This window comes from Pandoraea iniqua (assembly GCF_902459685.1).
Lineage (GTDB): Bacteria > Pseudomonadota > Gammaproteobacteria > Burkholderiales > Burkholderiaceae > Pandoraea > Pandoraea iniqua.
The window spans coordinates 304,054-323,505 of sequence record NZ_CABPSF010000006.1 but is presented as its reverse complement, the minus strand read 5'-3'; the positions used below and the strand labels follow the sequence as shown (position 1 = coordinate 323,505).

At 63.8% G+C, this 19,452-nt stretch carries 18 protein-coding genes; 11 read left to right on the top strand and 7 right to left on the bottom strand.

The window, feature by feature from the left end; genetic code table 11:
• Positions 1-21: 21 nt before the first annotated feature.
• A complete protein-coding gene (locus PIN31009_RS20835; protein ID WP_150686063.1) occupies positions 22-966 on the bottom strand; it encodes a LysR family transcriptional regulator in 945 nt (314 codons plus the stop codon).
• A gap of 446 nt (positions 967-1,412) precedes the next feature.
• On the opposite strand from PIN31009_RS20835, the gene PIN31009_RS20830 reads away from it, so the two are divergent.
• The gene (locus tag PIN31009_RS20830) at positions 1,413-2,522 is read left to right on the top strand and encodes a sigma-54-dependent Fis family transcriptional regulator (RefSeq protein ID WP_150791480.1); all 1,110 of its coding nucleotides are present in this window, start codon (positions 1,413-1,415) and stop codon (positions 2,520-2,522) included.
• A 911-nt stretch (positions 2,523-3,433) separates the two neighbouring features.
• Positions 3,434-4,597 carry a porin gene (locus PIN31009_RS20825; protein ID WP_058375708.1) on the top strand — a complete coding sequence of 388 codons (1,164 nt, stop codon included), beginning with the start codon at positions 3,434-3,436 and terminating at the stop codon, positions 4,595-4,597.
• 117 nt (positions 4,598-4,714) lie between these two features.
• On the opposite strand, the gene PIN31009_RS20820 is transcribed toward PIN31009_RS20825, so the two are convergent.
• Positions 4,715-6,052, bottom strand: a complete 1,338-nt coding sequence (locus tag PIN31009_RS20820) for a gamma-glutamyl-gamma-aminobutyrate hydrolase family protein (protein ID WP_425495506.1) — start codon at positions 6,050-6,052, stop codon at positions 4,715-4,717.
• Positions 6,053-6,613: 561 nt separating this feature from the next.
• Between PIN31009_RS20820 and PIN31009_RS20815 the strand changes: the two genes are divergently transcribed.
• On the top strand, positions 6,614-6,895 hold the full coding sequence (locus PIN31009_RS20815) for a YkvA family protein (protein WP_150686062.1): 282 nt from the start codon (positions 6,614-6,616) through the stop codon (positions 6,893-6,895).
• Positions 6,896-6,975: 80 nt separating this feature from the next.
• On the opposite strand, the gene PIN31009_RS20810 is transcribed toward PIN31009_RS20815, so the two are convergent.
• The 3 genes from PIN31009_RS20810 to PIN31009_RS20800 all read right to left on the bottom strand — a co-directional run bounded on the left by PIN31009_RS20810 (position 6,976) and on the right by PIN31009_RS20800 (position 9,242).
• Positions 6,976-7,950, bottom strand: a complete 975-nt coding sequence (locus tag PIN31009_RS20810) for a quinone oxidoreductase family protein (protein ID WP_150791451.1) — start codon at positions 7,948-7,950, stop codon at positions 6,976-6,978.
• A 65-nt stretch (positions 7,951-8,015) separates the two neighbouring features.
• Positions 8,016-8,447: a methylglyoxal synthase gene (locus PIN31009_RS20805; RefSeq protein ID WP_087691456.1), complete on the bottom strand. Its 432-nt coding sequence runs from the start codon at positions 8,445-8,447 to the stop codon at positions 8,016-8,018.
• Positions 8,448-8,462: 15 nt separating this feature from the next.
• Positions 8,463-9,242 (bottom strand): SDR family oxidoreductase, encoded by a 780-nt coding sequence (locus PIN31009_RS20800; protein WP_150791450.1) that lies wholly within the window; start codon positions 9,240-9,242, stop codon positions 8,463-8,465.
• Positions 9,243-9,454: 212 nt separating this feature from the next.
• Here PIN31009_RS20800 and upp point away from each other — a divergent pair, with 212 nt between their 5' ends.
• Positions 9,455-10,105 (top strand): uracil phosphoribosyltransferase, encoded by a 651-nt coding sequence (upp, locus tag PIN31009_RS20795; RefSeq protein ID WP_058375713.1) that lies wholly within the window; start codon positions 9,455-9,457, stop codon positions 10,103-10,105.
• A gap of 15 nt (positions 10,106-10,120) precedes the next feature.
• On the opposite strand, the gene PIN31009_RS20790 is transcribed toward upp, so the two are convergent.
• Both PIN31009_RS20790 and PIN31009_RS20785 read right to left on the bottom strand, forming a co-directional pair.
• Positions 10,121-11,038: a DMT family transporter gene (locus PIN31009_RS20790; RefSeq protein WP_058375714.1), complete on the bottom strand. Its 918-nt coding sequence runs from the start codon at positions 11,036-11,038 to the stop codon at positions 10,121-10,123.
• A 129-nt stretch (positions 11,039-11,167) separates the two neighbouring features.
• Positions 11,168-12,652: a helicase HerA-like domain-containing protein gene (locus PIN31009_RS20785; protein WP_246185788.1), complete on the bottom strand. Its 1,485-nt coding sequence runs from the start codon at positions 12,650-12,652 to the stop codon at positions 11,168-11,170.
• Between the two features lie 437 nt (positions 12,653-13,089).
• Here PIN31009_RS20785 and PIN31009_RS20780 point away from each other — a divergent pair, with 437 nt between their 5' ends.
• The 7 genes from PIN31009_RS20780 (at position 13,090) to rlmH (ending at position 19,183) form a co-directional block, all read left to right on the top strand.
• Positions 13,090-13,815 carry a YebC/PmpR family DNA-binding transcriptional regulator gene (locus tag PIN31009_RS20780; protein ID WP_150686058.1) on the top strand — a complete coding sequence of 242 codons (726 nt, stop codon included), beginning with the start codon at positions 13,090-13,092 and terminating at the stop codon, positions 13,813-13,815.
• Positions 13,816-13,821: 6 nt separating this feature from the next.
• The gene (purD, locus tag PIN31009_RS20775; RefSeq protein ID WP_087691453.1) at positions 13,822-15,108 is read left to right on the top strand and encodes a phosphoribosylamine--glycine ligase; all 1,287 of its coding nucleotides are present in this window, start codon (positions 13,822-13,824) and stop codon (positions 15,106-15,108) included.
• A gap of 321 nt (positions 15,109-15,429) precedes the next feature.
• Positions 15,430-16,329 carry a mechanosensitive ion channel family protein gene (locus PIN31009_RS20770; RefSeq protein ID WP_246185782.1) on the top strand — a complete coding sequence of 300 codons (900 nt, stop codon included), beginning with the start codon at positions 15,430-15,432 and terminating at the stop codon, positions 16,327-16,329.
• A gap of 181 nt (positions 16,330-16,510) precedes the next feature.
• Positions 16,511-17,458, top strand: coding sequence for an oxygen-dependent coproporphyrinogen oxidase (hemF, locus tag PIN31009_RS20765; RefSeq protein ID WP_150791448.1), 948 nt, complete (start codon positions 16,511-16,513; stop codon positions 17,456-17,458).
• A 13-nt stretch (positions 17,459-17,471) separates the two neighbouring features.
• Complete coding sequence (locus PIN31009_RS20760) at positions 17,472-18,176, top strand: nicotinate-nucleotide adenylyltransferase (RefSeq protein WP_150686056.1); 705 nt, start codon at positions 17,472-17,474, stop codon at positions 18,174-18,176.
• 63 nt (positions 18,177-18,239) lie between these two features.
• The gene (rsfS, locus tag PIN31009_RS20755) at positions 18,240-18,692 is read left to right on the top strand and encodes a ribosome silencing factor (RefSeq protein WP_087691450.1); all 453 of its coding nucleotides are present in this window, start codon (positions 18,240-18,242) and stop codon (positions 18,690-18,692) included.
• Between the two features lie 20 nt (positions 18,693-18,712).
• Positions 18,713-19,183: a 23S rRNA (pseudouridine(1915)-N(3))-methyltransferase RlmH gene (gene rlmH, locus PIN31009_RS20750; RefSeq protein WP_087722468.1), complete on the top strand. Its 471-nt coding sequence runs from the start codon at positions 18,713-18,715 to the stop codon at positions 19,181-19,183.
• Positions 19,184-19,452 lie beyond the last annotated feature (269 nt).

Below are 19,452 nucleotides of genomic sequence, written 5' to 3'. Positions count from 1 at the left end.
CATCGGCATCGGCATCGAGAATCAGCGCAGGAGGGTGTCCGGCAGATCGGGCACCACCCGCGCGCCCGGCACGCGCTGCATCTCGCGCCACGCGCGCTGGGCATTCTCGACAAACGTGGCAACACACGGGTTGTGATTGTCGCGGCTCCACAGCAGGGCCACTTCCGCCACAGGCGCATTGTGCAGCGGCTTGAACACCGCGGTGCCCGACGCGCTCGCGCTGCTCATCGACATCGGCACCATCGCCACCCCCAGCCCCTCCCCCACCAGATTGATAATCGTCTGCTGAAGGTTGGTTTCGAGCCGGATATGCGGCGAGAAGCCCGCGCGCCGGCAATGCGTGACGATCAGGTCGTAGACCAGCGGGGCAATCTCGCGCGGAATGCTCACGAACGACTCTTCCGCCAGTTGCGTCGCGTCGAGCACCCCCACGTCGGCGAGCGCGTGCGTGCGCGGTATCACCGCCACCATCTCTTCACGGAACACCGTCGCCGAATCCAGCCCGGATAAGTCTTCCGGACGGTACATGATGCCCACGTCGATACGGCCGGCACGCACCGATTCGGCCAACAGATTGGGCAGTGCTTCCGCCAGCTTCATGTCGACGCGGGGATACGCCGCAGCGTAGGTGCGCGTAAGCGCTGGCAGGATGTTGTAGGCCGATGACATCATGAAACCCACGGTGATCGCCCCATCCTCCCCCCGGCTGGCCGCCACGGCATTGCGTTTCGCCCGGTCCACCGAGTTGAGAATTTCCACCGCATCTTGATAGAAGCGCGCGCCGGCACGGGTCAGGCGAACGCTGCGCCGCGTGCGCTCGAACAGTTGCACGCCAAGCTCAGCCTCCATCAACGCAATCTGCCGCGACAGCGGCGGCTGCGAGATATGCAATTGCTGCGCCGCGCGACCGAAATGCAAGGTCTCGGCCAACACGACGAAATACTGGAAATGGCGCAGCTCGATCATCTGATACCCCAGAGGTATTAATAGCGCACCAATATTGTATTGGATGTTATGACTGAGCGGTCGTATGCTCCATTTGCGGTCGCCACCCGAGCGAGACGCAAAATAAAGAGACGTGAGGAAACGCCAGGCCAAAAGCCACCGACGGCGACCTTTCGTAACGATACGAGAAGGAGACAGTCATGCCCGCTCACCTCGCTGTAGCGAACGCCCCCGCTCGACCTGTCGGATCGCTTGGCCCCCTTGGCAACCTAAGCAACCTAGGCACGCTAGGCACTGTTGCCCCCATTGCCCCCGTCCCCGCCATTTCCCCCAATTCCCCCGCTGGCGCGTCCGCCACCTTCGGTAACGTCGCAGCACTGGTGCCTCTCACGCATCCCGCCACGGTGCCCTCGCCCGCCTCACCCGCCTCACCCGCCTCACCCGCCGCCGCAGCGGTCCAGCGCCAGATGCGCCCCGACTACCTCGCCATCGATGACCTCAGCGGCACCGACGCCCACATGCGCGATCTGCTCGCGCGCGGCAAGCGCTTCGTCGATCGCGGCCTGCCCGTGCTGATTCTCGGCGAGACGGGCACAGGTAAAGAGTTTCTCGCCCGCGCCCTGCACGCGTACAGTGAACGGCGCTCGCAAGCGTTCGTCGCGATCAATACGGCATCGATTCCCGAACACCTAGTCGAGAGCGAACTGTTTGGCTATCAGCGCGGGGCTTTCTCGGGCGCGTTGCCCGGCGGCATGAAGGGAAAACTGCAACAGGCCGACGGCGGCACGCTCTTTCTCGATGAAATTGGCGACATGGCGTACGCCCTGCAAACGCGATTGCTGCGAGTGTTGTCGGAACGCGAAGTCACGCCGCTGGGGGCGAGCCGCGCCATTCCGGTCGACGTGCAATTGATTTGCGCGACCCATCAGGATCTGGCGAGCGCAGTGGCCCAAGGCAAGTTTCGCGAAGATCTGTATTACCGCGTCGCCGTGGGTGTGCTGACGCTGCCCACGCTGCACGAGCGCGACGACAAGCCGGAACTCATTGCCCGCATGCTCTGCGACGAGTGGCCCGGCACGCGCATGGATCAGGCGCTCGCACGCGTGTCGGCCGAGGCCATGGCGCGCCTGCTCGCCTATGCATGGCCCGGCAACTTGCGGCAGATGCGCGCGGCGTTGCGCTACGCGTGTGCGGTGATGAACGGGAATGTGATGCGAGTGGAAGATCTGCCGCCGGAGCTGACGGCAACGGCGATGTCCACACACGATGCGCCGCTGCGCGAGGCGGCGGTGTTGCCGATGCCGATGGTAGCTTCAATGTCGGCGGTCACGCGCGCGGGGTCCGCACAGGGTGTGTCATCGAACACGTCGGCGTTCTCCGCAACCGAGCACGATGCCCCGCGCATGCAGGAGCGTGAGCGCATCTTGCAGGCACTCGCGCAACATCGCTGGAATATTTCTGCGGCGGCGCGCACGCTCGGCTTCTGCCGTGCATCGCTGTATCGCAAGCTCAAGCAGCTGAGCATTCCGCATGTGCGCGATTGCGCCGACGCGCTGACGTCGGGTCACTACGCATGACGAAAACGCGTGATGAAAACGCGTGACGAAAAACGCAGGCGAAAAAAAAGCGCGGCCGATGAGGCCGCGCCAAGGTTTGGAGACTTTTCACTCAACGCAAAAGTCTACTTCTCGCGGAACGTAGTATAGGTGCGGCCCCGAGAAACATTCTCATCATTCGGCGCAATGATTTATTTGTCGACTCGCAATAGTCTGTAAAACCCCATAAACAAAGGGCTTTTTTGACGATGTGCGAAATCCCGTTCGCACATAACTAGGAATTGTCGCATCGCAAGCGTTCGATTTAACGCGCTTGCGTGCGTCGATGACGCGAGAATGACAGCGCGCTGTCGTGAACCGATCACGAGCCAATTTCCCACCGATTTTTCCACAACGCGACGCACGCGACGGCCAGATATCTCTGTGCTGAAAATCACGAATCACTGAGCAACATCGCGAAGACATTCGCAGCGTCGTTCGGTTCGATTTCAATGCGATGCACCGCTCGCGCAAGACGGCAGTTCCGCATGAATTCGCAGCGCGGGAACCAATTCAAATCACGCGTGTCGCGCGCAAATCCAGTGCTGGTAACGCTTCGCAGCCGCCTCATCATCCCCGCAACACTGTGTCCCGAGAGCAACACACACCGCTTGCATTGCCATTTCTGGCCTAGGCTTAATCAAGCCAATCCCTTGCCACACAACGCTTTACGACACATCGAGATGATTCTTTTCATAAGTGAAATAGATTCTTGCGGATTCTGAAATAGGCGGGAGTGATGCCCACTCATACACTGCCCCCTGTCAGCAGAACAGTGCCGATACCTGATCGGGTCCGCGAATGACAAACCGTCACCTCGACATGTTCTGTTTCGCCGCGTTCTGTTTTCACGCGAATTCTGCGATTCGTGTCACGTTACTGGAGCTTAAACCATGAAAAAAACTCTTCTTGCCGCAGCCGTTGTCGGCGCGTTCTCGGCGACTGCCGCGCATGCTCAAAGCAGCGTCACGCTGTACGGCTTGATCGATGCTGGCGTTGCTTACACGAGCAACTCCACCACGTCGGCGGCTTCGGGTTCGAAGAACTTCCGCGCAACGAGCGGCCTGATCAACGGCAGCCGTTGGGGCCTGAAGGGCTCGGAAGACCTGGGTGGCGGTAACAAGGCCATCTTCGTGTTGGAAAACGGTTTCTCGATCAACAACGGTCAGTCGGGCCAAAACGGCCGCATGTTCGGTCGTCAAGCCTTCGTCGGCCTGCAGAACGACAAGTTCGGCGCCGTGACGATCGGTCGTCAATACGACTCGCTGGTTGACTACCTGGCACCGCTGACCCTGAACGGTTCGTCGTTCGGCGGCACGATCGCTTCGCACCCGTACGATAACGACAACACGAACAACTCGTTCCGTGTGAACAACTCGGTCAAGTACTCGAGCGCCAACTACAACGGCCTGACGTTCGGCGGCCTGTATGGCTTCTCGAACAAGGCGGGTGACTTCGCCAACAACCGTGCATTCAGCGCCGGCGTGAACTACGCAAACGGCCCGCTGACGGTGGCTGCTGCTTACTTGGAACGCCAAGGCAATCCGGGTAACAACAACGGTTCGGGCGCTGTCGACACGTCGAACGGCGGTGACTCGGTGTTCCAGTCGCAGAAGCAACGCGTCTGGGGTATCGGTGGTAACTACGCCTTCGGCCCGGCTACGGTCGGCCTGGTGTACACCCACACGCAACTGCAAGGTCTGTCGGGCCTGAACTACAACAGCACGGCTGTGTCGTTCAACAACGACGGTCTGAAGTTCGACAACTTCGAAATCAACGGTCGCTACATGCTGACCCCGGCAGTCTCGCTGTCGGCCGCGTACACGTACACGATGGCCAAGCAAGATTCGACGGATCAGAAGCCGAAGTTCCACACCGTTACGCTGCAAGCTGACTACCGTCTGTCGAAGCGTACCGACGTGTACCTGACCGGTTCGTACCAACATATCTCCGACAACGAAGGCACGGGCTTGCAAGCTGGTGTCGGCGCCGCCGGCGGTATGTCGTCGACCAGCTCGCAAACTGTTGTGGGCACGGGCATCCGTCACCGCTTCTAATCGACGCGGACAGAGCGCTGCCGGCAGTATCGCAGCGCTCTCGACATGAGAAAGGGCAGCCTCGGCTGCCCTTTTTCTATTTCCACATCGATGTGAAATCAGCGCATCAACAACCCATCAGAAGCGCGTCTCGCGCGCGGCACGCAGGAAGTTGTCCAGCACCGGCGTGCAATCCAGAAACTCCGGGCCACCCGCACGGTGAAACTCCGGATGCCATTGCAGACCCATCACGAACGGCGCCTTGCGATAGCGAATGGCTTCCACCACGCCATCTTCCGCACACATCGCCTCCACACTCAGATCGCGCCCCAGCGTCTTGACCGACTGGTGGTGAATCGAATTCACGATGGGCACATCGACCGGGCCGAGCATCTGCGCGAGCGACGATCCTTCGGGGAAGGTCAACGTGTGGCGATTGTGCTCGTACGTTTCCGTCACGTGTGGAATCGCTTCCGGCAAATCGGTGGCGATGTCTTGGTGCAAGGTGCCGCCGAACGCCACGTTGATCAGTTGGCAGCCACGGCAAACGCCGAGAATCGGCTTTCCTTGTTCGACAAATTCGTGCAGCAGCTCCAGTTCGTACATGTCGCGCATGCGGTCGCCCTGCCATTCGTGGCGCGTGGCGACTTCCGAATACGTGAGCGGCGCAACGTCCGCGCCACCCTGCAACACCAGACCGTCGAGATGCTTGGCGTAGTCGTGCAGGCGGATATGGCTCGGGTGCAGCTGGCCTTGTGTATCCACCGTCGGAATCATGAACACCAGCACGTCGCGCGACATCACCCAGTGCGCGATGGATTCTTCAAGGTATTGCAGGGTTTTGCTGCGCAGGCCCTTGTTGCCGGGCTCCGGATGGAAGATCCGCGCGGAAATGCCGATCTTTAGCGTGCGCTGCGTGATGCGCTGACCGGCGCGGTCGTACCACGCACGGAAGCGTGCGCCCATGATGCGTCGCAGGACCGACCACGGCGAATCGCCCGCTTGCAGATACGACGGCGCACCGCCCATCGACGCAGGGCTGCCGGGGCGCGGCGCGCTGCCGCCGAAGGTGGGTTGATGGGGCGGTTCGCCGCCGCCGGAGCCACCGGAGCCACCGGAGCCGCCTGAGCTGCCTGAGCCACCCGCGCCGCCCGACGAGGCAGACGTCGCGCCAGTGCCGGAGCCAATCGTCCCGCCAGCGCTGCCCACGCCCGCCGCCTTGACGTCTTCGCGCGACGCGGCAGCCGGCGCACCGATCGGATTGCGGTCGGACGCGACTTCAGCGATCGGCTGCTGACCGACGACGGGCGCCGCGGGCGTAGTCGGCGTAGTCGGCGTGGTCGGTGTAGCGGCAGGTGTTGCGGCCGCACTCGCTGTCTTGGCCGGCGGCTGCGGCTGTTCGGCCTGCGCATCGGCCGAGGCGCCCGGTTCCGGCTGATGTACCGGACGGGTCAGCGTGTCGGGGTTGGGCGGCATGTCGGCAGAACCCTCTGCCGTGCCGCCGACAGGTTTGCCGGTCGCACGCGGCGAGGCCGGTGTCGCACCTTCAACGTAGTCAGTCGAGGTTGTCGAGGCGCTCGATGAGGTTTCCGGGGTGGCAGGTGTTGCTGGTTTGGCTGCGCTCTTGGTCGCGTCTGACTCGGGCTTGGGGGGCTGTTGCGGCGATTTCGGATCTTGAGCGTCGGTCATAGTGGCGTTGGATGCGTCCGCTAGGAGGGAAAAAGGGGTAGACCACGGCGATTGGCAAATTATCCCGCCGCCCCTGTTACGCCGCAATCGCGAAAGCTGCCGTTTCCTCACTTGCCCGGCAAACACTTCAGCAAGATGAAACCGTAGCGACGCAGCGATGTCGAAGTCTTTTGTAACGCGTAGTGCGTGCCCATGCCTATCAGCAAGAAACATCGCTTGCGCGTATCATTCTCAACACTTTGAACGATGTTATACGACGTTTGCGACGTTTTCGACGTTTGCGTCGGTTAAGCACGTAATTCTGCAAAACCGCCTCCCCGTCGTGACATCTGCTTTGGGAGTCTGCAAGTGAAACGTTTTCTGCGTCTGTGGCAATTGGCGCGCCACGATTTCCGTATTCTTTGGCGCGCCGTGCGCGACCCGCGCCGGCCACGCTGGCTGCTGCCTGCCGTGGCGGCACTGGTCGTCTATCTGCTCAGCCCGTTCGACCTGATTCCCGACTTCGTGCCGGTTTTTGGCCTGCTCGACGACGTGGTGATTATCGGGATGGTGGTGCACTGGCTGGTCGGGCGCCTGCCCGTCGACGTCCGTGAGGACGCCCGCGCGCACATCTTCACGCAGCGCGCCTGAACGGCGGCGGCGCCAGCACCAACGAAAAAGGGACGCCACCGGCGTCCCTTTTCTTTATGCCCCGAGGCCGGAGGCCCCGATTACGGCATCAGCAGCGTCGAGCCTGTCGTCTTGCGCGCTTCGAGATCACGATGCGCCTGAGCGACGTCGGCCAGCGCATAACGCTGGTTGACTTCGATCTTCACGGTGCCCTTGGCGACCACCTCGAACAACTCGTTGGCCGTCGCTTCGAGATCCGCACGCTTGGCCGTGTAGTTGAACAAGGTCGGACGCGTGAAGAACAGCGAGCCGCGCGAGACCAGATCGGCCGTGTTGATCTGTGTCACCGGGCCCGAGGCATTACCGAAGTTCACCATCGTGCCGAGCGGGCGCAGGCAGTCGAGCGAGCCGATGAAGGTGTCTTTGCCGATCGAGTCGTACACCACCGGCACGCCTTCGCCGCCCGTGATGTCCTTCACGCGCTCGACAAAGTTCTCACGCGTATAGACGATCGGGTGATCGCAGCCGTGCTGGCGCACCAGCGCGGCCTTCTCGTCGGACCCGACCGTGCCGATCACCGTCGCGCCGAGCGCCTTGGCCCACTGGCACACAATCAGCCCCACGCCGCCGGCGGCCGCGTGAATCAGGATCGTGTCGCCGGCCTTCACCGGATACGTGCGACGCAGCAGGTATTGCGCGGTCATGCCTTGCAGCATCATGGCGGCGGCCTGATCGTCGGTGATCGCGTCGGGCAGGCGCACGAGCGGCGCGGCCGGCATGACGCGTGCCTGAGAATAGGCACCGCACGGGCGGCTGGCGTATGCCACGCGGTCGCCCGGCTTCACATGGGTGACGCCCTCGCCCACGGCGTCGACCACGCCAGAGGCTTCCATGCCGAGTCCGGCGGGCAGCGGCTGCGGGTACAGGCCGGTGCGGAAATACACGTCGATGTAGTTCAACCCGACCGCGTTGTGACGCACACGCGCCTCACCCGGGCCCGGCTCGCCGACTTGCACGTCCACGTACTGCATCACTTCCGGACCGCCATTCGTTTCGATGCGGATCGCTTTTGTCATCCTCGCTCCTTGATACTTCGGGGGTTTGTTCTGGGGATATCGGTTGCCTGCCGTGCGCGCGACGATCAGGTCGCCAGCGCTTTGGGCTGGGCAGCCAGACGAATGATCAACTGCTCCAGCAACAGGCGCGCCGTCGAACTATTGGTCGCGCACGGCACGTTGTGTACGTCGCAGGCGCGCACGAGCGCATTGATGTCCGGTTCGTGCGGCTGGGGTGTCATCGGGTCGCGCAGAAACAGCACCATGTCGACGCGGCCTTCGGCCAGTTGGGCGCCGATTTGCAGATCGCCGCCATGCGGGCCGGAGAGCTTGCGCTCCACGTCGAGTCCCAGCTCCGTGGCGATGCGCCCGCCCGTGGTGCCGGTGGCGACGAGGTCGCACTGGCGCAGCACGTCCACGTAATCGCGCGCGACGGCCAGAATTTCATCTTTCTTCTTGTCGTGCGCGATGAGGGCGATGCGAACTTTCGGTGCGCTCGTGACGGTAGTTACGGTCATGTGGGAAGTCTCTGCCTAGAAAGTACCGGGATAAGCGCCGCCGTCGATCAGCACGTTCTGCCCGGTGATGTACCCGGCCTGCGCGCTGCAAAGGAACGCGCACGTCGCGCCGAATTCGTCCGGCTGGCCGAAGCGGCGCGCGGGAATCGCGGCGGCCCGCTTGGCACGGGCTTCGTCGACCGACTGGCCACTCTTGTCCGCCCACGCTTTCATCGTGCCGGCCAGACGGTCGGTATCGAACGCGCCCGGCAGCAGATTGTTGATCGTGACGTTATGGGCGACGGTCGTGCGCGACAAGCCGGCCACAAAGCCCGTCAGGCCCGAGCGGGCGCCGTTCGAGAGGCCCAGAATGTCGATCGGCGCCTTCACGGCCGACGACGTGATGTTCACGATGCGGCCAAAGCGGCGCGCGATCATGCCGTCGACGGTTGCTTTGATCAGCTCGATCGGGGTGAGCATGTTGGCGTCGAGCGCGCGGATCCAGTCGTCGCGCTGCCACTCCCGAAAATCGCCCGGCGGCGGGCCGCCCGCGTTGGTCACGAGAATGTCGGGTTGCGCGCACGCGGCGAGTGCCTGTGCACGGCCTTCCGGCGTCGTGATGTCGCAGGCGACGGCAGTTACCTTCACGCCCGTCGAGGTGCGGATCGCGTCCGCGGCTTCGTTGAGTGCTGCGGCCGTGCGCGCGACGATCACCACATCGGCGCCCGCTTCGGCCAGCGCCTGTGCGCAGGCGCGCCCCAGCCCCTTGCTCGCACCGCACACCAGCGCCGTGCGGCCCTTGATTCCCAGATCCATGGTTCAGCCTTCCAAGTCAGTCGCGAATTCGTGGAAATACGGCCCTGCGAGCCGTCTTGCAGCGATTCTAAGGGAATCGGGAGATGGCCGCTGACGCGCGGCGTGATGGGCGGCATTTCGGGTGCGTGGAGTCGAAAGCCGGACCGCCGTAGCCGGCATCGGCTAAAATCGCGGCCATGCGGGCCACACCGGCCCTGCCTCAGAATGCTGCCATGAAACAAGATAATCGCTTCCCGAATCTCTTCATCTGCGATCACCCGCTGATCCAGCACAAGCTCTCGCACATGCGCGACAAGGAAACCTCGACGCGCACGTTCCGTGGCCTGCTGCGCGAGATCACCTTGCTCATGGGCTATGAAATCACCCGCGACCTGCCGCTCACGACCGAGTCGATCGAGACGCCGATGGTCACCATGGACGCCCCCGTCATCGCCGGCAAGAAGCTGGCCATCGTGCCGGTGCTGCGCGCAGGCGTGGGCATGAGCGACGGCCTGCTCGATCTGGTGCCGTCGGCACGCGTCGGTCATATCGGCGTGTATCGCGACGAACAACATCGTCCGGTGGAGTATCTGGTGCGCCTGCCCGACGTGGCTGACCGCCGTTTCATCTTGTGCGATCCGATGGTCGCCACCGGCTACTCGGCCGTGCATGCGGTCGACGTGCTGCGCAAGCGCGGCGTCGAGGAAGAGAACATCGCCTTCCTCGCCCTCGTTGCCGCCCCGGAAGGCGTGAAGGTGCTGCACGACGCGCACCCGGGCGTGAAGCTGTACGTGGCGTCGCTCGACGAGCGTCTGGACGACCACGCTTACATCATCCCGGGTCTGGGTGATGCCGGTGACCGTTTGTTCGGCACGAAGAACTAAGGCCTGCTCCCTCCGTCAGCGCGCCTTGCGCCGCGTCGCCATCGCCACGCCGATGGCGGCGAGCACCATCCCACCCCACGCGAGTGGCGGCATGTGTTCCCCGACCATGATCCACGCGGCCAGTGCCGCGGCGGGCGGCACCAGAAAGAACAGCGCCGAGACGCGTGACGCTTCGCCCCGCCGGATCATCGCCAGCAGCAACGAGATGGCCACGATCGAGTTACCGATGACAAGGTAGACGAGCGAGAGGCTGAGTTGCCACGTCCATGAGACGTGCATCGGTTCGAGCCACCATGCCAGCGGCAACGTCGCGGCGAAGCCCACGGCGTATTGCACGAGATTGGACGTGATCGGGTGCTGCCCGACGCCGAAGCGCTTTTCGTACAGCGTGCCGCAGGTAATTGCCCCCAATGCGATGAAGGTAAACAGCAGGCCGAGTGCCGACGTCGCTTCTACTGCCGAGCGCGCCACGATCACCAGCGCCGCCCCGGCCAGCCCAAGCCCCAGACCGATCCAGTTCATCCCGCTCACACGCTCGCCGACCAGATGCGGCACCGCCAGCGCCACGAGAATCGGTTGCAGCGACGTAATCAGCGCCACGCTGCCCGCCGAAACGCCAATGCGTAGCGCGAGGTACGTCATGCTGAAATACAACGCCTGAATCAACAGCCCGATGACGATGAGATGTCCCCACGCCGCCGCAGTCTTCGGCAAGGGCGGCCGCATCACGATGGCAAGCGGCGCGAGCAGCACCAGCACGAGCCCGTAGCGCAGGGCGAGGAACGTGAGCGGGTCGGCGTACGCGAGGCCGATCTTGGCGACCGTGAAGCCGACCGACCACAGGAACAGGAAGATCAGCGGCGCCGCGCGCAGCCACAGCGGATCGTGAGCAACGCCGGTACGCACCGGGTCAAGCGAGGTTTTCAGTGACATCGGGAAGCGCAGACTCCTTCGTTGTTATTGTTGTCAGGGTGATGCGGGCCACTCGCGAGTGGCCTGATTGCTATCAACGATGCATACCGATGGCGACCGGTGACAGCCGGTAACGACTACCAGCGACGACTACCTACGACGATTGCCGCCAAAGATGCTGCCCAGTACGCCGCGGACGATTTCGCGTCCCAACTGACTGCCGATGGTGCGGGCGGTGCTCTTGACCATGGCGTCGATCGGCGTGTCCTTGCGGCTTGAACCGCGAGCGCCGCCAGTGCTGCCACTGCCCCCGCCGAGCAGACCGCCAAGCGAATCCTTCACGGCATCGAGCAAACCGCCGCCGGACGACTCGCCGCCCGTCGAGGCGGCGCCGCCCGGTGCGTCCGGTTGGCGGTCGTCCGTGCGGCCCACGAGCTTTTCGTAAGCCGACTCGCGATCGACCGCCGTCTCGTACACCCCCGCCACCAGCGAGTTCGCCATCACCGCCTGCCGCTCTTGCGGCGTGATCGGCCCGATGCGCGACGCGGGCGGCGCGATATAAGCACGTTCCGTCACGGTCGGGCGTCCCTTTTCGTCGAGCAGCGACACCAAGGCCTCGCCCACACCCAGCTCGCCAATGACCTTCTCGATATCGAGCGACGGGTTCGCCCGCATCGTCTGCGCGGCCACCTTCACGGCCTTCTGGTCGCGCGGCGAATAGGCGCGCAACGCATGCTGCACGCGATTGCCCAACTGACCGAGCACGGTGTCGGGCACGTCGACCGGATTCTGTGTGACGAAGTACACACCGACACCCTTCGAGCGAATCAGGCGGACCATCTGCTCGATACGCTCCAGCAACGCCTTCGGTGCCTCGTTGAACAGCAGATGCGCCTCGTCGAAGAAGAACACCAGCTTGGGCTTGTCGGGATCGCCCACCTCGGGCAGGCGCTCGAACAATTCGGCCAGCAGCCACAGCAAGAAGGTGCCGTAGATGCGCGGCGCCGTGAGCAGCTTGTCGGCGGCGAGAATGTTGACGATGCCGCGCCCCTGCGCATCGGTCTGCATGAAATCGTCGATGTTGAGCATCGGTTCGCCGAAGAACTTGTCGGCGCCCTGCTGTTCCAGCGCGAGCAACCCGCGCTGAATCGCCCCGACCGATGCGGCCGAGATATTGCCGTACTGCGTCGTGAAGCTCGACGCGTTCTCGCCCACGTGCTGGAGCATCGCGCGCAGGTCTTTGCTGTCGAGCAGCAACAGACCGTTGTCGTCGGCAATCTTGAATACGAGGTTGAGCACACCCGTCTGCGTCTCGTTCAGGCCTAACAGGCGCGCGAGCAGCAACGGGCCGAGATCGGAGACGGTGGCACGCACCGGATGGCCCTGCTCACCGAACACATCCCAGAGCATGGCGGGACTGCCGTGCCAGTCTGGAGTATCGAAGCCCAGATTCGCGATGCGTTCCTTGAGCTTGGGAGTCTCTACGCCCGGTTGCGTGATGCCGGTGAGATCGCCCTTCACGTCGGCGAGAAACACGGGCACACCGATATCGGAGAAGGCCTGCGCCATGACTTGCAGCGTGACGGTCTTGCCCGTGCCGGTCGCGCCGGTGATCAGGCCGTGGCGGTTGCCCATGGCGGGCAGCAGGCCGAGCACGTGCTGGTCGTTACGGGCGATGACGAGTGGTGCCCCGGTTTCATGCGCCCCGGCAGCGCCGGAGGATGAGGCGGATTCAATGGGAGATGCAGAGCGGGAAGTAGCGCTTGAAGCAGATGCGGGGGACGGCGACGCTTGCGACGGCGCGGGCTTCTTTGGCATGAGCGACCTCGGCAGTAGACACGGCGCGGGTCGTGACACGGCGCAGCAAACACCCGTGGCACGGTGCGGCGGCATGATAAAATTGCCTCCGATTATAGCGGCAGGTTGCCGCCCGGGCCTCGCAGGCCGAGGGCTATGCCTGTCAAGCGCCCGCTGCCCTTCGGTGGCGGGCGCTCCCGTTTCAAAGGTTGGCCGCGCGGCATTGCGCCGGCCGGCAGCATATTCAGCCGCACTGCGGCACGACGGAGAATTTCATGGCGGGTCATAGCAAATGGGCCAACATCAAACACAAGAAGGCTGCGGCAGATGCCAAGCGCGGTAAAGTCTGGACACGCCTGATCAAGGAAATCACCGTGGCAGCGCGTCTGGGCGGCGGTGACGCCGACAGCAACCCGCGCCTGCGTCTGGCCGTGGAAAAGGCTGCCGACGCCAACATGCCCAAGGACAACGTCAAGCGCGCGATCGATCGCGGCGTGGGCGGTCTGGACGGCGCCAACTACGAAGAAATTCGCTACGAAGGCTACGGCATCAACGGCGCGGCCGTGATCGTCGACACCATGACGGACAACCGTGTGCGTACGGTCGCGGAAGTGCGTCACGCCTTCTCGAAGTTCGGCGGCAACATGGGCACCGACGGCTCGGTGGCGTTCCTGTTCACGCACTGCGGTCAGTTCCTGTACTCGCCGGAAACGCCGGAAGACAAGCTGATGGAAGTTGCCCTCGATGCGGGTGCCGATGACGTCATCAGCAACGACGACGGCAGCTTCGAAGTGATTTGCCCGGCCAACGACTTCCAGACGGTCAAGACCAAGCTGGAGGCCGCCGGCCTGAAGGCCGAAGTCGCGGAAGTCACCATGAAGCCGCAAACCGAAGTGGTCTTCACCGGCGAAGACGCCGTGAAGATGCAAAAGCTGCTCGACGCGCTCGAAAACCTCGACGACGTGCAGGAAGTCTTTACCAACGCCGTCATCGAGGAATAAACAAGCATGAAGATTCTGGTTGTCGGCTCGGGTGGCCGTGAACACGCCCTGGCGTGGAAACTCGCGCAATCGTCGCGCATCCAACTGGTCTACGTCGCCCCGGGCAACGGCGGCACGGCGCTCGACGAGCGCCTGCGCAATGTCCCGATCAGCGATCCGAACGTGCTCGCCGAATTCGCCATTCGTGAAGGCATCGCCCTCACCGTGGTCGGCCCCGAAGCACCGCTCGCCGCCGGTATCGTCAACATCTTCCGTGCCCGTGGCCTGAAGGTGTTCGGCCCGACGCGTGAAGCGGCGCAGCTCGAATCGTCGAAGGACTTCGCCAAGGCGTTCATGAAGCGCCATGGCATTCCGACCGCCGATTACGAAACGTTCTCCGACGCGGCCAAGGCCCATGCTTACATCGACGCCAAGGGTGCGCCGATCGTGATCAAGGCCGATGGTCTGGCTGCCGGCAAGGGCGTGGTCGTGGCGATGTCGCTGGAAGAAGCGCACAACGCCGTGGACGCGATGCTCGCGGACAACAAGCTCGGCGACGCCGGTGCGCGCGTGGTCATCGAGGAATTCCTGCAAGGCGAAGAAGCCAGCTTCATCGTCATGGTCGACGGCAAGAACGTGCTGCCGCTCGCCACGTCGCAGGATCACAAGCGCCTGCTCGACAACGATCAGGGCCCGAACACGGGCGGCATGGGCGCCTACTCGCCCGCGCCGATCGTCACGCCGCAAATTCACGCCCGCGTGATGCGCGAGATCATTCTGCCGACCGTGCGCGGTATGGAAACCGATGGCATTCGCTACACGGGTTTTCTGTACGCCGGCCTGATGATCGACCCGCAAGGCAATATCAAGACGCTCGAATTCAACTGCCGCATGGGCGACCCCGAGACGCAGCCGATCATGGCGCGCCTGAAGGGCGACTTCTCGGTGGTGGTCGAGCACGCAATTGCCGGCACGCTCGATAAGGTCGAACTCGACTGGGACCGCCGCTATGCGCTGGGCGTGGTGCTCGCCGCTTACGGCTACCCGGATAACCCCCGCAAGGCCGATCGCATCTCGGAGATTCCCGCCGAGACCAGCGATTGCGTGACGTTCCATGCCGGTACGCAGTTGGAGAACGACGTGCTGTCGGTCACCGGCGGACGCGTGCTGTGCGTGGTCGGCTTGTCGGACACGGTGCGCGGCGCGCAAAGCGTGGCGTACCAGATGGTCAACCAGATCAGCTTCGACGGCATGCAATATCGCCACGACATCGGCAACCGCGCCCTCGCGCGCAAGCCGGAAGGCACTGCCTGATTGTGTTGTATTGAGGTGCTGCAATAAGGTGCCAAAACCTTGATGCCCCACGGCCCGGACGATCACAAGTCGTCCGGGCCGTTGTCATTTCAAGCGAGACATCGTTGGAACGTGACGGGTCAGCCACATCGGCGTCATTTCGCTATCCCTTATCCCATCGGCGAGATTGACAAGCGAAACGCAACTTGGCACGCTGGCAGCGGCGCAACCTGCGTAGTTCCACGATGGAATGCGTGGCATACGTCCCCGGTCGCCTCTCCGGCCAGCCTCGGCGGAACCCAGCAGTTTTCCCGACAGATCCCTCGCTCGACGGAGACGCGTATGTTCGACCTCAACAAGCTGGTCAACGATTATCTGGTGCCGTTCGGACTGAAGATTCTGATGGCGGTTGTCATCTGGATCATCGGTGGCATCGTCATCAATCTGGTCGCCCGCCTCGTGCGTGCCGCGATGACCCGCCGGGCCATCGATCCCACCCTCGTCCGCTACTCCGAATCGTCGCTGCGCATTGCTCTGCGCATCGCCTTGGTCATCACCATCCTGAGCGTCTGCGGCATCGAAACCACGTCGTTCGCGGCGCTGCTCGCCGCTGCCGGCATCGCCATCGGTGCGGCATGGTCAGGACTGCTGTCGAACTTTGCCTCGGGCATCTTCCTGATCGTGCTGCGCCCGTTCAAGACGGGCGACATGATCAGCGCCGGCGGTGTAACCGGCGTCGTCGACGAGATCGGCCTGTTCGTCACGACGATGACCACGGCGGACAACCTGCGCGTCTACGTGGGCAACACGAAGGTGTTTAGCGACAACATCACGGTCTACGACGCCAACGCGTTCCGTCGCGTCGATCTGAGCGCACAGCTCGCCCATACGGTCGACGTGCAGGACGCCGTCACGCGGCTCAAGGCGCGTATCGCCCAGATTCCGAATGTGATGAGCGCGCCCGCTGTGGACGTCGCCATTCTGGAGTTCAACCCAGCCGGGCCGGTGCTCGCGGTGCGTCCGTACTGCCATAACCGCGATTACTGGCAGGTGTATTTCGACACCAACCGGGCGATTGCGGAAGTGGGCGGTACGGCGCACTGGCCGGTACCCGCGCCGCGCCAGATACTCATGCCGCCGCCGGCGGACGTGGGGGGCGGCAACGCCAGCGCAAACGCGCCGATCATCGGCACGGGCAATGCCGCACCGGCGGGTTCACGGCCGAACGCACCGGCGCCCTGACTGGCACCCTGACTGGCACCCTGAAGCGTGGGACGGGCTTCGCGAACGTCCCGAAAGTCACACCATCACCTTGATACGGGTCATCCGGGCGGCATAAACGCCGCCCCGGCGCCCCGTCTGGCGCCCCCGAACGCCCGCCAGCCGGTACAATCCGTCTATTACCAAAACGGGACGTAGAAGGATGACCGCGAGCACGACGGCGAACGACGCCGCACAGATGCCGAACACCGGCGCAGTGCGAACTTATCTGCTCGGTCTGCAAGACCGTATTGTCGAAACGCTGGAACGGCTCGACGGCAAGCGCTTTCTCGCCGACGACTGGCAACGCCCGGCCGACGGTGCGCTGCGTGGCGACGGGCGCACCCGCGTGCTCGACGACGGTGATTTCTTCGAGCGCGGCGGCGTGAACTTCTCCCATGTGGTGGGCGACAAGCTCCCCGGCTCGGCCAGCGCCTCGCGCCCCGAGTTGGCCGGACGCGGTTTCGAAGCCCTTGGCGTCTCGCTCGTCCTGCATCCCCGTAATCCCTATTGCCCGACCGTGCACTTCAACGTGCGCATCCTGATCGCGACCGCCCCCGGCGAAGCCCCGGCGTTCTGGTTCGGCGGCGGCATGGACCTCACGCCTTATTACGCGTTCGAAGACGACTGCCGGCACTTCCACCAGACCTGCAAGGACGCCCTCGATCCGTTCGGCACCGATTGGTACCCGCGCTTCAAAGCCTGGTGCGACGAGTACTTCTATCTGAAGCACCGGCAGGAGCCGCGCGGCATCGGCGGCATCTTCTTCGACGATTTCTCGGGCGGCGGCTTCGAAACCGGCTTTGCGGTCATGCAAAGCGTGGGCGACGCCTTCCTCGACGCGTATGTGCCGATCGTGGAACGCCGCCGTGGCATGCCGTACGGCGAGCGCGAGCGCGATTTTCAGGCGCATCGCCGCGGCCGCTACGTCGAATTCAATCTGGTCTGGGACCGTGGCACGCATTTCGGCCTGCAATCGGGCGGCCGGACCGAGTCGATTCTGATGTCGATGCCGCCGATCGTGAAGTGGCACTACGACTGGAAGCCCGAGCCGGATACCCCGGAAGCCAAGCTCTATACCGATTTCCTCGTGCGTCGCGAGTGGGTGTAAAGGCGACCCACGAATGACCGCAACCTCTCCCGCCGCCCGTGGCCCCAAGCGCATCGGCGTGCTCGGCGGCACCTTCGACCCGATTCACACCGGCCATCTGGCATTGGGCGCCCTGTTTGCCCGCACGCTAGCACTCGACGAGCTGCTGCTGATGCCTGCCGGCCAACAGCCGCAAAAGCAGGGCAGCACGCCCGCCGTGCACCGTCTGGCGATGACCCGGCTGGCCGCCGAATTGCTGGCGGAGGAGTTGCAACGCACGCATCCCGCCACGCAACTGATCGTGAGCACCCGCGAAATCGAGCGGGCCGGCCCCAGCTATACAGTCGACACGCTGCGCGAGTTGCGCGCCGATTACGGGCCCCAAACGTCGCTGTCGTTGCTGATCGGCTCGGACCAGCTGGTGCGTCTGGACACGTGGCACGCCTGGCGCGAACTGTTCGATTACGCCCACGTATGTGCGGCGGCACGACCGGGTTTCAGCCGCGAAACGGCGTCCCTGCCACTGCGTCAAGTCTTCGCTGAAAGGGAAAAGTCCGCGCTCGGGGTACAATCCACGCCATGCGGCGGCATCCTGATCGACGACTCACTGGCCGTCGACATCTCCGCCACCGAGTTGCGCGCCGCACTGGCGCACGCGTCAGACGCGGCCTCACGGCCTGCGAATCTGCCCGAACCCGTGTGGGAGTACATCCGCGCGCAACACCTGTATCGCGCCTGACAAGCCCTAGCGGCCCGCCGTCTCGCGCCCCTGTTTGCCTCTGCTTCACCAAGACAACGCACTATGGATATTCGTAAACTTCAGCGCCTTATCGTCGACGCCCTCGAAGACGTCAAGGCTCAGGACATCAAGGTGTACAACACCGAGCACCTCACCGCCCTGTTTGAGCGCGTGATCATCGCCAGCGGTACGTCCAACCGCCAGACCAAGGCCCTCGCCGCCAGCGTGCGCGACAAGGTCAAGGCGGCCGGCGGCGACGTCATCAGCATGGAAGGCGAAGACGTGGGCGAATGGGTGCTGGTCGACACCGGCGACGCCATCGTGCACATCATGCAACCGGCCCTGCGCCAGTACTACAACCTGGAAGAAATCTGGGGCGAGAAGCCCGTGCGCCTGAAGGCTGCGGGCACCAAGGCCGGCGTCAAGGCCAGCGCCGAAGATGACGGCGAAGCGGAAGACGACGGCGACGACGCCGCCGAAGCCAAGGCACCGGCACGCCGCAAGGCCGCCAAGTAAGACCCGCCGGTTTCGCTGTCATGCGTCTGTACATTCTCGCGGTCGGGCACAAGATGCCCGGCTGGATCGAGACCGCCTTTGCCGAGTACGCGAAGCGCATGCCCCCCGAGCTGCGCATCGAGCTCAAGGAAATCAAGCCGGAGCAACGCTCCAACTCCCGCACCGCTGAGACTGTCATGGCCGCCGAGGCCCAGCGCATCGACGCGGCCCTGCCGCGCGGCTGCCGCCTCATCTGCCTGGACGAGCGCGGCACGGATCTCACCACGATGCGCCTCGCCCAGTCGCTCACCGGCTGGCAACAGGACGGCCGCGATGTCGCCTTCGTGATCGGCGGTGCCGACGGGCTCGACCCGGCCCTCAAGGCCCGTGCCGATACGCTCATCCGCTTGTCCAGCCTCACGATGCCGCACGGCATGGTGCGGGTGCTGCTCGCCGAACAGCTCTACCGCGCGTGGAGCATCAACGCGAATCATCCGTATCATCGGGTCTAGACGCCGCCCCAGCCTCCCCTGCGCCCTCACGGGCAAATAAGTCAGAAATAAGTCAAAAATGCTTGTGCAGTGCAACGGCGCGTTGTGCTTGGCTGCGGCTTCAGGCCAATGCCACGCCCCGCGCCTGCGGGCATAGCGCGCCGGTGAATTCCAAAATTCTGTCAATCCCGGCCGAGACGCCGCCATACAACAAACGGTGCTGCACTGCGGGTGGAAAAAACACGACGGCGTGGTAGTCTACGCGGCGCTATACCGTTCGCACCGCGAAC

Excerpts from the sequence above, each read along its gene's own strand:
- PIN31009_RS20835 (WP_150686063.1), bottom strand. The coding sequence starts at position 966 with ATGATCGAGCTGCGCCATTTCCAGTATTTCGTCGTGTTGGCCGAGACC.
- PIN31009_RS20830 (WP_150791480.1), top strand. The coding sequence starts at position 1,413 with ATGCGCCCCGACTACCTCGCCATCGATGACCTCAGCGGCACCGACGCC.
- PIN31009_RS20825 (WP_058375708.1), top strand. The coding sequence starts at position 3,434 with ATGAAAAAAACTCTTCTTGCCGCAGCCGTTGTCGGCGCGTTCTCGGCG.
- PIN31009_RS20820 (WP_425495506.1), bottom strand. The coding sequence starts at position 6,052 with ATGCCGCCCAACCCCGACACGCTGACCCGTCCGGTACATCAGCCGGAA.
- PIN31009_RS20810 (WP_150791451.1), bottom strand. The coding sequence starts at position 7,950 with ATGACAAAAGCGATCCGCATCGAAACGAATGGCGGTCCGGAAGTGATG.
- PIN31009_RS20805 (WP_087691456.1), bottom strand. The coding sequence starts at position 8,447 with ATGACCGTAACTACCGTCACGAGCGCACCGAAAGTTCGCATCGCCCTC.
- PIN31009_RS20800 (WP_150791450.1), bottom strand. The coding sequence starts at position 9,242 with ATGGATCTGGGAATCAAGGGCCGCACGGCGCTGGTGTGCGGTGCGAGC.
- upp (WP_058375713.1), top strand. The coding sequence starts at position 9,455 with ATGAAACAAGATAATCGCTTCCCGAATCTCTTCATCTGCGATCACCCG.
- PIN31009_RS20790 (WP_058375714.1), bottom strand. The coding sequence starts at position 11,038 with ATGTCACTGAAAACCTCGCTTGACCCGGTGCGTACCGGCGTTGCTCAC.
- PIN31009_RS20785 (WP_246185788.1), bottom strand. The coding sequence starts at position 12,652 with ATGGGCAACCGCCACGGCCTGATCACCGGCGCGACCGGCACGGGCAAG.
- PIN31009_RS20780 (WP_150686058.1), top strand. The coding sequence starts at position 13,090 with ATGGCGGGTCATAGCAAATGGGCCAACATCAAACACAAGAAGGCTGCG.
- purD (WP_087691453.1), top strand. The coding sequence starts at position 13,822 with ATGAAGATTCTGGTTGTCGGCTCGGGTGGCCGTGAACACGCCCTGGCG.
- PIN31009_RS20770 (WP_246185782.1), top strand. The coding sequence starts at position 15,430 with ATGTTCGACCTCAACAAGCTGGTCAACGATTATCTGGTGCCGTTCGGA.
- hemF (WP_150791448.1), top strand. The coding sequence starts at position 16,511 with ATGACCGCGAGCACGACGGCGAACGACGCCGCACAGATGCCGAACACC.
- PIN31009_RS20760 (WP_150686056.1), top strand. The coding sequence starts at position 17,472 with ATGACCGCAACCTCTCCCGCCGCCCGTGGCCCCAAGCGCATCGGCGTG.
- rsfS (WP_087691450.1), top strand. The coding sequence starts at position 18,240 with ATGGATATTCGTAAACTTCAGCGCCTTATCGTCGACGCCCTCGAAGAC.
- rlmH (WP_087722468.1), top strand. The coding sequence starts at position 18,713 with ATGCGTCTGTACATTCTCGCGGTCGGGCACAAGATGCCCGGCTGGATC.